Origin of the sequence: Mycobacterium gordonae, assembly GCF_017086405.1 — a bacterium.
GTDB lineage: Bacteria > Actinomycetota > Actinomycetes > Mycobacteriales > Mycobacteriaceae > Mycobacterium > Mycobacterium gordonae_D.
In genome coordinates this window covers 4,961,765-4,976,109 of sequence record NZ_CP070973.1, presented here as the reverse complement: position 1 = coordinate 4,976,109, position 14,345 = coordinate 4,961,765, and the positions used below count along the sequence as shown (strand labels likewise).

The 14,345-nt window shown below is 66.6% G+C and carries 12 protein-coding genes; 11 read left to right on the top strand and 1 reads right to left on the bottom strand.

Annotated elements, in window-relative coordinates:
* Positions 1–294 precede the first annotated feature (294 nt).
* The 4 genes from JX552_RS21105 to JX552_RS21090 all read left to right on the top strand — a co-directional run bounded on the left by JX552_RS21105 (position 295) and on the right by JX552_RS21090 (position 5,225).
* Complete coding sequence (locus JX552_RS21105) at positions 295–2,241, top strand: 2-oxoacid:acceptor oxidoreductase subunit alpha (RefSeq protein ID WP_205873847.1); 1,947 nt, start codon at positions 295–297, stop codon at positions 2,239–2,241.
* Between the two features lie 6 nt (positions 2,242–2,247).
* A complete protein-coding gene (locus JX552_RS21100; protein WP_205873846.1) occupies positions 2,248–3,375 on the top strand; it encodes a 2-oxoacid:ferredoxin oxidoreductase subunit beta in 1,128 nt (375 codons plus the stop codon).
* 12 nt (positions 3,376–3,387) lie between these two features.
* Positions 3,388–3,981 carry a molybdenum cofactor guanylyltransferase gene (gene mobA / locus JX552_RS21095; RefSeq protein ID WP_205873845.1) on the top strand — a complete coding sequence of 198 codons (594 nt, stop codon included), beginning with the start codon at positions 3,388–3,390 and terminating at the stop codon, positions 3,979–3,981.
* A 698-nt stretch (positions 3,982–4,679) separates the two neighbouring features.
* Positions 4,680–5,225 carry a transglycosylase family protein gene (locus JX552_RS21090; RefSeq protein ID WP_205873844.1) on the top strand — a complete coding sequence of 182 codons (546 nt, stop codon included), beginning with the start codon at positions 4,680–4,682 and terminating at the stop codon, positions 5,223–5,225.
* Between the two features lie 68 nt (positions 5,226–5,293).
* On the opposite strand, the gene JX552_RS21085 is transcribed toward JX552_RS21090, so the two are convergent.
* On the bottom strand, positions 5,294–6,463 hold the full coding sequence (locus JX552_RS21085) for an FAD-dependent monooxygenase (RefSeq protein WP_205873843.1): 1,170 nt from the start codon (positions 6,461–6,463) through the stop codon (positions 5,294–5,296).
* Positions 6,464–6,550: 87 nt separating this feature from the next.
* Here JX552_RS21085 and JX552_RS21080 point away from each other — a divergent pair, with 87 nt between their 5' ends.
* From JX552_RS21080 to ndk, 7 genes are all read left to right on the top strand, one after another.
* On the top strand, positions 6,551–7,807 hold the full coding sequence (locus JX552_RS21080; RefSeq protein ID WP_205873842.1) for a saccharopine dehydrogenase family protein: 1,257 nt from the start codon (positions 6,551–6,553) through the stop codon (positions 7,805–7,807).
* Between the two features lie 103 nt (positions 7,808–7,910).
* Positions 7,911–8,492 carry a DUF937 domain-containing protein gene (locus JX552_RS21075; RefSeq protein WP_205873841.1) on the top strand — a complete coding sequence of 194 codons (582 nt, stop codon included), beginning with the start codon at positions 7,911–7,913 and terminating at the stop codon, positions 8,490–8,492.
* Positions 8,493–8,589: 97 nt separating this feature from the next.
* Positions 8,590–9,222 (top strand): LysM peptidoglycan-binding domain-containing protein, encoded by a 633-nt coding sequence (locus JX552_RS21070; protein WP_205873840.1) that lies wholly within the window; start codon positions 8,590–8,592, stop codon positions 9,220–9,222.
* A gap of 71 nt (positions 9,223–9,293) precedes the next feature.
* Positions 9,294–11,945, top strand: coding sequence for a valine--tRNA ligase (locus JX552_RS21065; protein WP_205873839.1), 2,652 nt, complete (start codon positions 9,294–9,296; stop codon positions 11,943–11,945).
* Positions 11,942–13,375 (top strand): bifunctional tetrahydrofolate synthase/dihydrofolate synthase, encoded by a 1,434-nt coding sequence (folC, locus tag JX552_RS21060; protein ID WP_205873838.1) that lies wholly within the window; start codon positions 11,942–11,944, stop codon positions 13,373–13,375. The genes JX552_RS21065 and folC overlap by 4 nt, the downstream gene beginning before the upstream one ends.
* A complete protein-coding gene (locus tag JX552_RS21055) occupies positions 13,372–13,749 on the top strand; it encodes a DUF4233 domain-containing protein (RefSeq protein WP_205873837.1) in 378 nt (125 codons plus the stop codon). The genes folC and JX552_RS21055 overlap by 4 nt, the downstream gene beginning before the upstream one ends.
* Before the next feature lie 152 nt (positions 13,750–13,901).
* Positions 13,902–14,312 (top strand): nucleoside-diphosphate kinase, encoded by a 411-nt coding sequence (gene ndk, locus JX552_RS21050; RefSeq protein WP_205873836.1) that lies wholly within the window; start codon positions 13,902–13,904, stop codon positions 14,310–14,312.
* Positions 14,313–14,345: the final 33 nt, after the last annotated feature.

Here is a 14,345-nt window from a genome sequence, read left to right as displayed (position 1 = left end):
CTGATCGCCATGCCGGAAACGGGCCCGGATCGCGACCGAACACCGCCAACGCCGATAACGTGACCAACACCACAGTTTTGGGTCTTCCCCTGTGCTGCGCCAGCCTGACATCGGCTTTTACCTGCATACTCGCCGGTAACAAGTCTAAGAGGACGGCTGTACACCCTTAGAGAAGTGTCATAATTGGTACTTCCAGTGACATACAACGTGACAGCGGAGACGGCACTCCGGCGCGCGTAATCTGGAAGCTGCAGCCGGAGTGCCTGTCCGGACAGCAAGTTGGAAGGCGGAGACGTGAATCCGAGCGGCAACGGCGCCGGGGAAGAGTCTCAGGACGGGTCCAGTCGGCAACGCCTGGAAAACGTCGTGATCCGATTCGCGGGAGACTCCGGCGACGGCATGCAGCTGACGGGCGACCGATTCACCTCGGAAGCGGCACTTTTCGGCAACGACCTGGCCACCCAGCCGAACTACCCGGCCGAGATCCGCGCTCCCGCAGGAACATTGCCCGGCGTCTCGTCCTTCCAGATCCAGATCGCCGACTACGACATCCTGACCGCCGGGGATCGGCCGGACGTCCTGGTAGCCATGAACCCCGCCGCCTTGAAGGCGAATATCGGTGACTTACCCCGCGGCGGAATGGTGATCGCGAATTCCGACGAGTTCACCAAGCGCAATCTCACCAAAGTCGGTTACGTGACCAACCCGCTGGAGTCCGACGAGCTCGAAGAATACGTCGTGCACGCGGTGCCGATGACCACATTGACCCTGGGGGCCGTCGAATCGATCGGCGCCACGAAGAAGGACGGCCAGCGCGCCAAGAACATGTTCGCCCTGGGGCTGCTCTCGTGGATGTATGGGCGGCCGGTCCGCACCAGCGAGACTTTCATCAGGGAGAAGTTCGCCCGCAAACCCGACATCGCAGAGGCCAACGTGCTGGCGCTGAAAGCGGGTTGGAACTACGGCGAAACCACCGAGGCGTTCGGCACCACCTACGAGGTGTCCAAGGCCACGCTGCCGGCCGGTGAATACCGGCAGATCTCCGGCAACACCGCGCTGGCCTACGGCATCGTCGCGGCCGGCCAACTCGCCAGCAAGCAGGTGGTGCTGGGCAGCTACCCGATCACCCCGGCTTCGGACATCCTGCACGAGCTGTCCAAGCACAAGAACTTCGACGTCATCACCTTCCAGGCCGAGGACGAGATCGGCGGCATCTGTGCCGCTATCGGCGCTTCCTACGGGGGCGCCCTCGGCGTCACCAGCACCTCCGGGCCGGGTATCTCGCTGAAATCCGAAGCGATGGGCCTGGCCGTGATGACCGAGCTCCCGCTGATCGTCATCGACGTCCAGCGTGGCGGGCCGTCCACCGGTCTGCCCACCAAGACCGAGCAGGCCGACCTGTTGCAGGCCCTGTTCGGCCGGAACGGAGAATCGCCGGTGGCGGTGTTGGCGCCGCGCTCTCCCTCCGACTGCTTCGACACCGCCCTGGAGGCGGTCCGGATCGCGGTGTCGTACCACACCCCGGTGATCCTGCTGTCCGACGGCGCCATCGCCAACGGCTCTGAGCCGTGGCGCATCCCGGATGTCAGCTCCCTCAAGCCGATCAAGCACATCTTCGCCAAACCGGGTGAGCCCTTCGAGCCCTACGCCCGGCACCGGGACACTCTGGCCCGCCAGTTCGCGGTGCCCGGGACCCCGGGCCTCGAGCACCGCATCGGCGGGCTGGAAGCCGCCAACGGATCCGGAGACATCTCCTACGACCCCACCAACCACGACCTGATGGTTCGGATTCGGAAGGCCAAGATCGACGGCATCAGCGTTCCGGACCTCGATGTCGACGACCCCACCGGTGACGCCGAGTTGCTGCTGCTCGGCTGGGGAAGCTCCTACGGTCCGATCGGCGAAGCGTGTCGGCGGGCGCGTCGCAGGGGCACCAAGGTGGCGCATGCCCACCTGCGATACCTCAACCCGTTCCCGGCCAATCTGGGCGATGTGTTGCACCGCTATCCCAAAGTGGTGTGCCCAGAGATGAACATGGGCCAGCTGGCGATGTTGTTGCGCGCCAAGTACCTGGTCGACGTGAAGTCGGTGACCAAAGTCAAGGGTGTCTCGTTCCTGGCCGACGAGATCGGCCGATTCATTCGGGCAGCACTGGCCGGCAGGTTGAACGAGCTCGAGCAGGACAAGACCATAATCGCCAGATTGTCGGCGGCCCACGTCGAAGCGGGGGTCAGCGCATGATGGTCGATGCGAAGCGATGAGGAGGACGCGGCGCTTATGACCAGCCTGATCGGTACCGACCTTGGTGTGACCCCAGAGTCGACAAAAAGGGAACGGTTGACCAAGAACGACGGGGTGCCTACCACCGATCAGCCGCAGAAGGGCAAGGACTTCACCAGCGACCAGGAGGTGCGCTGGTGCCCGGGATGCGGTGACTACGTCATCCTCAACACCATCCGCAACTTCCTGCCCGAACTCGGGCTGCGTCGCGAGAACATCGTGTTCATCAGCGGTATCGGCTGCTCGAGCCGGTTCCCGTACTATCTGGAGACCTACGGATTCCACTCGATCCACGGCCGCGCGCCCGCCATCGCCACCGGCCTGGCGCTGGCTCGGGAAGATCTGTCCGTGTGGGTGGTCACCGGCGACGGTGACGCGCTGTCTATCGGTGGCAACCACCTCATCCACGCGCTGCGCCGCAATGTGAACATCACCATCCTGTTGTTCAACAACCGCATCTACGGGCTCACCAAGGGCCAGTACTCGCCGACGTCAGAGGTCGGCAAGGTCACCAAGTCGACCCCGATGGGCTCGCTGGACCACCCGTTCAACCCGGTGTCGCTGGCGTTGGGTGCCGAGGCGACATTCGTTGGGCGAGCCCTGGATTCAGATCGCGCCGGCCTGACGGAGGTGCTACGGGCCGCGGCCGAGCACCGTGGCGCCGCGCTGGTCGAAATCATGCAGGACTGCCCGATCTTCAACGACGGCTCGTTCGACGCGCTGCGCAAGGAAGGCGCCGAGGAGCGGGTGATCAAGGTCCGCCACGGCGAACCGATCGTGTTCGGCGCCAACGGCGAGTACTGCGTGGTGAAGTCGGGCTTCGGTCTCGACGTGGCCAAGACCGCCGACGTGGCTCACGAGGAAATCGTGGTGCACGACGCGCATGGCGATGATTCGGCGTACGCATTCGCGTTGTCGCGCTTGTCGGATCAGAACCTCGACCACATGGTGATGGGCATCTTCCGCGACATCAGCCGACCCACCTACGACGACGCCGCCCGCTCGCAGGTAGAGTCCGCCCAGAATTCGATCCCATCGGATGAAGCCGCGCTGCAGTCGCTGCTGCGCGGACGTGACACCTGGACCGTGGACTGAGGGGCAGCACAAGTGGCTGAAGACGTTGCACTGGCCGGCGTCGTCGTCGCCGGCGGCGAATCGCGCCGGATGGGCCGTGATAAGGCCACCCTGCCGCTGCCCGGCGGGTCGGGCACGATGGTGGAGCGCGTGGTTGACGTTGTGTCGCAACGCTGTTCGCCGGTGTACGTGATGGCCGCCCCGGGCCAGCCGCTGCCCGCGCTGTCGGTCCCGATCCTGCGCGACGAGGTGCGTGGGCTGGGTCCGTTGCCGGCTACCGGACGCGGATTGCGTGCCGCCGCGGCGGCCGGCGCGCGCTACGCGTTTGTTGCTGCGGTCGACATGCCTTCGCTGACAATCGATTTGATCGAGGAACTGTTCCGCCTCGCCGTCGAGACCGATGCCGAAGTGGTGATGCCGTGGGACGGTCGCAGTCACTATCTGGCCGCGGTCTACCGCACGGATCTCGCCGACCGCATCGATGCGCTGGTGGCCGGCGGCGCACGCAAGATGAGTGACCTCATCGACGCCTCGGATTCCCAGCAGATCGTGCTGACCGACTCCGACGCGCTGGCCAACGTCAACACAGAGGACGACTTGCGGGCGCCGGTTCGTCCGGGACGCTAGGGCACCTCTGCACCTTCTTTTCGGTGGCTGACGCCGGCGCGCGCCGGTGATCGGTGCCGCCACGGCGCGCACGATCCGAATTCCGAGAGATTCCACAACTAACTCGATTCATCGACGGCGCGATCGACCGCGATGTCGAATACCGTGACGCCGAATTAGTTGACCCCTGAATTGTGTGCGACATCACGTCCGCTCGTTATCCACCCGTGTTGTTGGTCGTGCGTCACATAGTGAAATGCGGTGGCCCAGCTCACAATATGCGCGTGATTCGGCTCACGAAAGCTGTGCTGCCGCAGCGGATTGACCGCAACCCGAAAGAATCTTCTGACCTGCACAGACCATTGTGATGTCGGTCCGTGATCAACCCGTTATCGGCCCGGTACGCCCATTCGTCTGAGGTGACGAATCCAAATCGTTATCGTACGGTCCTTCTAGCCCAAAAATGGGCACCAAAAAGTAACTATGAAAATTGAATCCACGGACCCGCGTGTGAGCGGATGTGGGAGACGGCACTGAATGTCGGAGCCGCCCCGCGGGCGTCGGCCAGCAGCCGCGCCGGGCAGATCAGGCCCTCCGCTGTCGTGCCGAACAGAGACGGCACGCCCTGAAGCAGCGATCACAGCACCTTGTCGCACCAAAGCAACACCCAACCCACCTCGGTGGGTTGGCTTCAGCGCGCGCGCAACGAAAGGAACAGTGTGAAGAACGTCCGCAAGACGCTCATTGTCGCCGCGATTACCGGGACCCTCGTGACCGTGCCGACCACCGGCATCGCTCATGCGGATGTCCAGGGCGTGGACCCCAATGTCGCTCCCGGCTTCGATCCGGGCCAGCCGGCGCCTGACGCGCCGCCGGCCCCGGAGTTCGTGGGCTTCGACCCGAACTTGCCGGCGCCTGACGCGCCGCCCGCCGACGCGCCGCCGGCGCCGGAGCCGGCCGGCTTCGACCCCAACCTGCCGGCCCCCGACGCGCCGCCGGTGGACGAGGTCCCGGCGCCCGCACCGGTCAAGGCGTACAGCGTCAACTGGGACGCCATTGCGCAGTGCGAGTCCGGTGGCAATTGGGCGATCAGCACCGGCAACGGCTACTCCGGTGGCCTGCAGTTCACGCCCGGCACCTGGCGTGCCAACGGTGGCAGCGGCTCACCGGCCGGCGCCAGCCGTGAGGAGCAGATCCGCGTGGCCGAGAACGTCTTGCATTCGCAGGGTATCGGCGCGTGGCCGGTCTGCGGCCGCCGCGGCTGATCAGTTAGACCATCAGGCGCTGCCGCGCCGAGCGGATGCCGGGCCTTCGGGCCCGGCATTCGTCGTTCTCAGGCCCGGTCGATGTCCCGGGCGGCCGGCATCTCGAACGCCGCCCGCCCGGCCACGGATGCGATGTGCCGAGTGAACACGGCGTCAGGGATCAGCGCGCTGGTACGGGTGAGGACGGCGCTGAGGAACGCCGGACGCAGGTTGATGACGCGCCCGAGCATCGCCGACTCACGAACCACCGCAGTTGTTCGCGGCCGGCGAAAGTCGGCGAACCTGGCGAAGGCTGTCGGCAGGTCGGGGCAGCGCTCGACGAACGCCCGCAGGATCGCAGCATCCGCCAAACCTTGGCAGCCCCCCTGGCCTAGGTGCGGACGCATCGGATGGGCCGCGTCGCCGACGACCAGCACCGGCCCACGGGCCCAGCACTCGCCCGCTTCACGGTCATAGAGGTCGTTGCGCAGCACATCTGCCGGGTCTGTGGCGGCCAGCATGGCGGGAATCGGATCCGGCCAGCCGGCCAGTCTGGTTCGCAGGCGGGGCAGGTCAGCTACGGTCGCCGAGCCGCCCTCCGGGGCGCGCTCGGTGGTGTACCAATACGTGAGGTCTGGCCCGCAGGGAATGTGGCCGGCCTCCACGCCAGGACCTAGCGTCGCGCCGGCCAGCTCGGGATCCATGGCGCAACCGGCGATGCCGCGCCAGGCGGTGTAGCCGGCGTAGTGGTAGCGCAACGCACCGTTGAGGTGGCGAGCCACCGTCGAACCGATGCCGTCGGCGCCGATAACGCCGTCCGCATACCGGATCGTCCCGTCCGACAGCGTGATCCGGACTCCGTCACCGTCGACTGAAAGCTTCACCGCCGCCAGCCCGTATTCGATGGTGGTGTCACCCACCGCGGCGGTCAGGATGTCGCGCAGTGCCGCGCGCCGCACCACCACCAATGACTCGCCCAGCGCGCTGATCAACGATTCGGTAGCGGGCCGACGCAACCAGGAACCGTCGCGCCAGCGAAGGGCGCCGGTCGCGACGCGGGCGCCGGCGGCGCGCACCTCATCTCCTTGTCCGAGCTCGTCCAGGGCGGCCAGCGCGTTGGGCCAGATGCTGATCGCCGCACCGGGCGTCGTGTCGGTGCGCTCCTCGACGATGCTCACTTGGTGGCCGCAACGCCGCAAAGCCACGGCACAGGCCAAACCGGCGATGCCCGCTCCGACGACGACGATTCGTAGCGTCATCCCGCGGAAATTACCGCCGGCGACAAAGACCGTTCAAGAACCGGCTGCCTGGCGGGGCCCAGCGGTGGCCGGGGTAGCGTCAGGTGGGTGACCAAGACGCCACGTGAATTCGACATCATCGTCTATGGGGCAACAGGCTTCGTGGGAAAGCTGACCGCCGAGTACCTAGCCCGGGCCGGGGGAGACGCGCGAATTGCGCTGGCCGGCAGGTCGACAGAGCGCCTCGAAGCGGTACGCAAGACGCTCGGGCCGACCGCGCAGGACTGGCCGCTGATCGCCGCCGACGCCACCTCCGAGTCGTCGCTCAAAGAGATGGCCGCCCGCACGCGGGTCGTCATCACCACCGTGGGTCCGTACACCCGTTACGGACTGCCCCTGGTGGCGGCGTGTGCCGCGGCCGGCACTGATTATGCCGACTTGACCGGCGAGGCGAATTTCGTGCGCGAGAGCATCGACCTTTATCACAAACAGGCCGTCGACACCGGGGCCCGGATCGTGCATGCGTGCGGGTTCGACTCCGTCCCCTCGGACCTGACCGTCTACGCGCTGTTTCGTGCCGCGCACGAGGACGGCGCGGGCGAACTGGGCGAGACCAACTTCGTGGTTCGCTCCTTCCGGGGCGGCTTGTCCGGCGGCACTTTCGCGTCGATGACCGAGATCCTGCGTCTGGCCTCAAACGACCCCGAGGTGCGCAATCAGCTCAGCGACCCCTACACCTTGACCACCGACCGAGGCGCCGAACCCGAACTCGGCCCGCAACCCGATCTTCCGTTGCGTCGGGGCCGGACGCTGGCGCCGGAACTTCGCGAGCTGTGGACCGCCGGGTTTGTGATGGCCCCGTACAACACCCGTATCGTGCGACGCAGCAACGCCCTGCTGGACTGGGCCTACGGCCGCAGCTTTCGCTACAGCGAGTCGGTGAATCTCGGGTCGTCGCCCGTCGCGCCGGTGGCGGCGGCCGTGGTCACCGGATTGAGCAATGTGGCGTTCGGACTGGGCAGCCGCTACTTCCGCCTGCTTCCGCGGAAATTGGTGGAACGCGTCGCCCCTAAGCCCGGCACTGGGCCGAGCGCCAAAGCCCGCGAGCGCGGCTACTACAAGGTGGAGACGTACACCACCACCACCTCCGGAGCCCGCTATGTGGCGCGCATGGAACAACGCGGCGACCCCGGCTACAAGGCCACCTCGGTGATGTTGGGGGAGTGCGGCCTTGCGCTGGCCAAAGACCGCGACAAGCTTTCCGACCTGCACGGTGTGCTGACCCCGGCGGCGGCCATGGGCGACGCCTTGCTGGCCCGGTTCCCACACGCAGGTATCGAATTGCGGACCGAACGGTTAAATTGACGCGCTAGTTGAAATCCGCCTGATGAAAGGGTTTTGATCCGGATCTGGTGGGTCTAGTGTCGTAGCTGCTCGCCTCCCATCCCAGCGACGAAGGTGGATCCTGATGGCCGGTCTCGACGATCTTTACGCGCAGATCCCCACCTCGGACATCGCGTCGAAACTGGGGGCCGACCAGGGTGAGGTCGATAAAGCGGTGCACACCCTGGTGCCGGTGTTGCTCAGTGGCCTGCAACACAATTCGCAGGACCCGGAGCACGCCAGCAAGATCGAGGACGCCGCCAGCGGTCACGCCGCGCGTGGGCTGCTCGACGCAGGTGGCGGGGTCGAGCACGTCGACGAGGAGGGCGGGCACCAGGCGGTCGCGACGCTCTTCGGCGGCAAGGACACCAACGAAGTCGCCGCCGCACTGGCTGGCGGTGGGGCCGGCAACAGCGATCTGCTCAAGCAACTGTTGCCCGTCATCTTGCCGATTGTCTTGGCGTACATCGGAAAACAGCTCAATTCCGGCGGCCAGGCCGAAGCTCCCCAGCAGCGCAGCTCCGGCGGCGGGCTGGGTGACATCCTGGGCAGCATCCTGGGCGGTGGCAACGACAAGTCCCTGGGCGGCATTCTCGGCAGTGTGCTGGGCAATAAGGGCGGTGGCCTCGGCGACATTCTCGGTGGCCTGCTCGGCGGCAAGAAATAGTCTGCGCCACAACAAGATTGCGCTGAGCGCAAGTCTGTTTCGGGCGCGTCGCGGTCAAGTATTTTCGAGATCCAGCAAAAGATGGAGAGGGAAACGCATGTCAGACAGGCTCACCGAAGGACAGAAGCTGGTTAAGGGAGAGTCGCTGGTCTCCAGCAACGGCGCCTACACCTTGACGTTGCAGGACGACGGCAACCTGGTGTTGGCCGTCTGGGGTAAGCCGATCTGGGCCACCGCCACGAATGGTCAGGACGTGGTGCGCGCCGAGGTGCAGACCGACGGCAACTTCGTGCTCTACACCGCCGACAAGCCGGTGTGGCACAGCGACACCAAGGGCAAGAAACGCGTCCAACTCGTCCTGCAGGACGACCGCAATCTGGTGCTCTATGCTGCCGACGGGCCGGCCTGGTCCACCAAGACCGAGACCGACGCCCCGCCGCCGCCGAACCCTGCCGCGGAGGCGGCCGCGGCCGATCTCGACGACAAAGGCATTTCGCAGGACGAGCCGGCGCCCGCTGAGAACGCCGTCGCCGAACCGCCGGCCGAAGCACCGCCGGCCGAACCTGAGCCGCCGGCCGCGCGCACCTACACCGTCGAGTCCGGCGACACCTTGTGGGCGATCGCGGAGCGGTTCTACGGCGACGGCAGCAAGTACCAAGTCATCGCCGACGCCAGCGGAATCCCGAACCCCGACCTGATCCACCCGGGACAGGTGCTCACCATCCCGTAACCACCTGGTCCGCTCGACCTGCGGTTTCAGGCCCTTACACGGGCGCGGCTGGCGGTTCCTAGAATTGACCGGTGACCGCCAGCCCCCGCCCTGCCGACGACCAGCTGCCCAAGTCTTGGGATCCGGCCGCGATGGAGGGCGCGATCTACCAGAAATGGGTGAATGCCGGCTACTTCACCGCGGACCCGCACAGCACCAAACCCGCGTACTGCATCGTGCTCCCGCCGCCGAACGTGACCGGCAGCCTGCACATGGGGCACGCGCTGGAACACACCATGATGGATGCGCTGACCCGACGTAAGCGCATGCAGGGCTACGAGGTGCTCTGGCAGCCGGGCATGGACCACGCCGGCATCGCCACCCAGAGCGTGGTCGAGAAGCAGTTGGCTGTCGACGGCAAGACCAAAGAAGACCTCGGTCGCGAGCGTTTCGTCGACAAGGTTTGGGATTGGAAGCGTGAGTCCGGCGGGGCGATCGGTGGCCAGATGCGCCGGCTCGGCGACGGTGTGGACTGGAGCCGGGACCGCTTCACCATGGACGAGGGCCTGTCGCGTGCCGTGCGGACGATCTTCAAACGCCTCTACGACGACGGCCTGATCTACCAGGCCGAACGACTGGTCAACTGGTCACCGGTGCTCGAGACGGCGATCTCCGACCTCGAGGTCAACTACCAGGACGTCGAGGGCGAACTGGTGTCGTTCCGCTACGGCTCGCTCGACGACTCCGGGCCCCACATCGTGGTTGCGACCACGCGGGTGGAGACGATGCTGGGCGACACCGCCATCGCGGTGCACCCCGACGACGACCGCTACCGCCACCTGGTGGGGACCAGCCTGCCGCACCCGTTCATCGACCGCGCGATGATCGTCGTGGCGGACGAGCATGTCGATCCCGAATTCGGCACCGGCGCGGTCAAAGTCACTCCCGCACACGATCCCAACGACTTCGAGATCGGATTGCGCCATCAGCTGCCGATGCCCTCGATCCTGGACACCAAGGGCCGGATTTCCGGGACCGGCACGCAATTCGACGGCCTGGACCGGTTCGAGGCCCGGGTCAAAGTTCGCGAGGCGCTTGCCGCCCAGGGCCGAGTCGTCGAGGAGAAGCGGCCGTACCTGCACAGCGTCGGGCACTCCGAACGCAGCGGGGAGCCCATCGAACCGCGGCTGTCCCTGCAATGGTGGGTAAGGGTGGAATCGCTGGCCAAGGCCGCCGGTGACGCGGTTCGCAACGGCGACACCGTGATTCACCCGTCCAGTCTGGAGCCGCGCTGGTTCGCCTGGGTGGACGACATGCACGACTGGTGCATCTCGCGCCAGCTGTGGTGGGGCCACCGCATCCCGATCTGGTATGGGCCCAACGGTGAAATGGTGTGCGTCGGTCCCGACGACACGCCGCCGGAAGGCTGGGAGCAGGACAGCGACGTGCTGGACACCTGGTTCTCCTCGGCGTTGTGGCCGTTTTCCACCCTGGGCTGGCCGTCGAAGACCCCGGCGCTGGAAAAGTTCTACCCGACAAGCGTTCTCGTCACCGGCTACGACATTCTGTTCTTCTGGGTGGCCCGGATGATGATGTTCGGCACCTATGTCGGCGGTGACGACGCCATCACGCTCGATGGCAGCCGCGGCCCGCAGGTGCCGTTCACCGATGTGTTCCTGCACGGACTGATCCGCGACGAGTTCGGCCGCAAGATGAGCAAGTCCAAGGGCAACGTCATCGACCCACTGGACTGGATGGACGAGTTCGGTGCGGATGCCCTGCGGTTCACTTTGGCCCGTGGCGCCAGTCCCGGCGGCGACCTGGCCATCGGCGAGGACGCCGTGCGGGCGTCGCGCAACTTCGGCACCAAACTGTTCAACGCCACCAGGTACGCGCTGATGAACGGCGCCGCCCTGGCCCCGCTGCCCCCGTTGCAGCAGCTGACCGACGCCGACCGCTGGGTGCTGGGCCGGCTGGAAGAGGTTCGCGCCGAAGTCGACGCGGCTTTCGACAGCTACGAGTTCAGCCGCGCCTGCGAAGCGCTTTACCACTTCGCCTGGGACGAATTCTGCGACTGGTATGTCGAGCTGGCCAAAACACAACTCGCGCAGGGAATTTCACACACCACCGCGGTGCTGGCCGCTGGCCTGGACACCTTGCTGCGGCTGCTGCACCCGGTGATCCCGTTCATCAGCGAAGCGCTGTGGCAGGCGCTCACCGGCCAGGAGTCGCTGGTGATCGCCGACTGGCCCGAGCCGTCCGGCATCGCGCTGGATCCAGTTGCGACACAACGGATCACCGATATGCAGAAACTGGTGACCGAAGTGCGCAGGTTCCGCAGCGACCAGGGCCTGGCCGACCGGCAGAAGGTGCCGGCCCGCCTGGTCGGTGTCGACGAAGCCGATCTGAGCAATCAGGTTCATGCCGTGACTTCGCTGGCCTGGCTTACCGCGCCGGGCGACGACTTCCGCGCGGCGGCGACGCTGGAGGTGCGACTGCATAGCGCTACGGTGGTCGTGGAACTCGACACGTCGGGCACCATCGACGTGGCCGCTGAGCGCCGGCGCCTGGAAAAGGATTTGGCCGCGGCGCAGAAAGAACTGGCATCCACCGCGGCCAAACTCGGCAACGCGGACTTTTTGGCCAAGGCGCCCGAAGCTGTCGTCGACAAGATCCGCGCCCGGCAGCAGGTTGCCCAGGAAGAGACGGACCGGATCTCCGCCAAATTGGCAGCGCTGCAATGACGTCTGAGTCGCAGGATTGGGAGTCGAGCACCCGGCTGGCACCCACCCCGGACGAGATCGCGGCCCTGCTGCAGGTCGAACATCTGCTGGACCAGCGCTGGCCGGAGACCCGCATCGAGCCGAGCCTGACCCGGATCACCGCCCTGATGGACCTGCTCGGGTCGCCGCAACGCAGCTACCCGTCGATCCATATCGCCGGCACCAACGGCAAGACGTCGGTCGCGCGGATGATCGACGCGCTCGTGACCGCGCTGGCGCAGCGCACCGGCCGAACCACCAGCCCGCACCTGCAGTCGGCGATCGAACGCATCTCGATCGACGGCGAGCCGATCACGCCGGCACAGTATGTCGACATCTACCGGGAGATCGAACCGTTCGTTCAGATGGTCGACCAGCAGTCGCAGGCCGACGGGGGGCCGGCGATGAGCAAGTTCGAGGTCCTCACCGCCATGGCATTCGCGGCGTTCGCGGATGCGCCCGTCGACGTCGCGGTGGTGGAGGTCGGCATGGGTGGCAGCTGGGATGCGACGAACGTTGTCAATGCGCCGGTAGCGGTCATCACCCCGGTAAGCCTCGACCATGTCGAGTACCTTGGCGGCGACGTTGCAAGCATCGCCGGGGAAAAGGCGGGCATCATCACCCGGGCGCCCGAAGGGGCGCCGGACACCGTCGCGGTGCTCGGGCGACAGGTTCCCGAGGCGATGGAGGTGTTGCTGGCCCAGGCGGTGCGCGCCGACGCCGCGGTTGCCCGCCAGGATTCGGAGTTCACGGTGCTGGACCGGCAGGTGGCCATCGGGGGACAACTGCTGCAACTGCAGGGCCTCGGTGGGGTGTACCCGGACATCTTTCTGCCGCTGCACGGCGAGCATCAGGCGCACAACGCGGCGCTGGCGCTGGCCGCGGTCGAGGCGTTCTTCGGCGCAGGCGCGCAGCGGCAGCTGGATGTGGAGGCCGTGCGGGCCGGCTTCGCCGCGGTCACCAGTCCCGGACGGCTGGAGCGCATGCGCAGCGCCCCGACCGTCTTCATCGACGCCGCGCACAACCCCGCCGGCGCGGCCGCCCTGGCGCAGACGCTGACCGACGAGTTCGATTTCCGCACCCTGGTGGGCGTGGTCGCGGTGCTGTCCGACAAGGACGTGGACGGCATCCTCGCCGCGCTGGAACCGGTGTTCGATTCCGTCGTCGTCACCCACAATGGGTCACCCCGGGCGCTGGATGTCGAGACGCTGGCATTGGCGGCCCAGCAACGGTTCGGGCCCGACCGGGTGATCCCGGCCGACAACCTGCGCGACGCCATCGACACCGCCACCGCGCTGGTCGACGCGGCCGATCAGGAGGATGAAATGTACTCCGGTACCGGCATTGTCATTACCGGCTCGGTCGTCACCGCCGGAGCAGCCCGGACGTTGTTCGGACGTGATCCGCAATGACCGGCGATGTCACGCCGCCGCCCGACCCGTGGAAGAGCTTCGCCGGGGTGATGGCCGGCACCCTTATCCTCGAGGTGATCGTGGTGTTGCTGGCGATACCGGTGGTGGGCGTCGTCGGAGGCGGCCTGAGCGGCGCGTCACTGGGGTACCTGATCGGATTCGCCGTGCTGCTCGTCGCGTTGACCGGGTTGCAGCGCCGGCCGTGGGCGATCTGGGTGAACCTGGGCGCACAGTTGGTCCTGGTCGCCGGCTTCCTGCTGTACCCGGCCGTCGGATTCGTGGGCCTGCTGTTCACCGCGGTGTGGGGGCTGATCGCCTATCTGCGCGCCGAGGTCCGGCGGCGCCAGGAACGCTGGGCGCCGCCGCCGTCCTGATCCGAGCTGTTCGCCGGCTTCGCTGAAACTGTGTCCAGGGCGGGGCCAAGGGCGGCTGGCGGGCACTGAGTGCAGGATCGATGCCGCTACCGCAGGCTCACTGGGTGAGCCCGGCTTGGGTCTGGCTCGCGCGCCCTCTACTCTTGTGCACCGTGACCGAACGGACCCTCGTATTGATCAAGCCCGACGGCGTCGAGCGCCAGTTGATAGGCGAGATACTCAGCCGCATCGAGCGCAAAGGCCTCACCATCGCGGCGCTGGAACTCAGGACCGTCGGTGAAGAACTGGCCCGCCGTCATTACGCCGAACACGACGGCAAGCCGTTCTTCGGTTCGTTGCTGGAATTCATCACCTCCGGGCCCGTCGTGGCGGCCGTCGTGGTGGGGACGCGCGCGATCGCCGCGTTCCGGCAGCTCGCCGGCGGCACCGACCCAGTGGAAAAGGCCACGCCCGGGACCATTCGCGGCGATTTCGGCCTGGAAACCCAGTTCAACCTGGTGCACGGGTCCGATTCTCCGGAATCGGCCCAGCGCGAGATCGAGCTCTGGTTTCCCGGCATCTGATCGGGCCGCTCCGAAGGGGAGCGTGATTCGTCG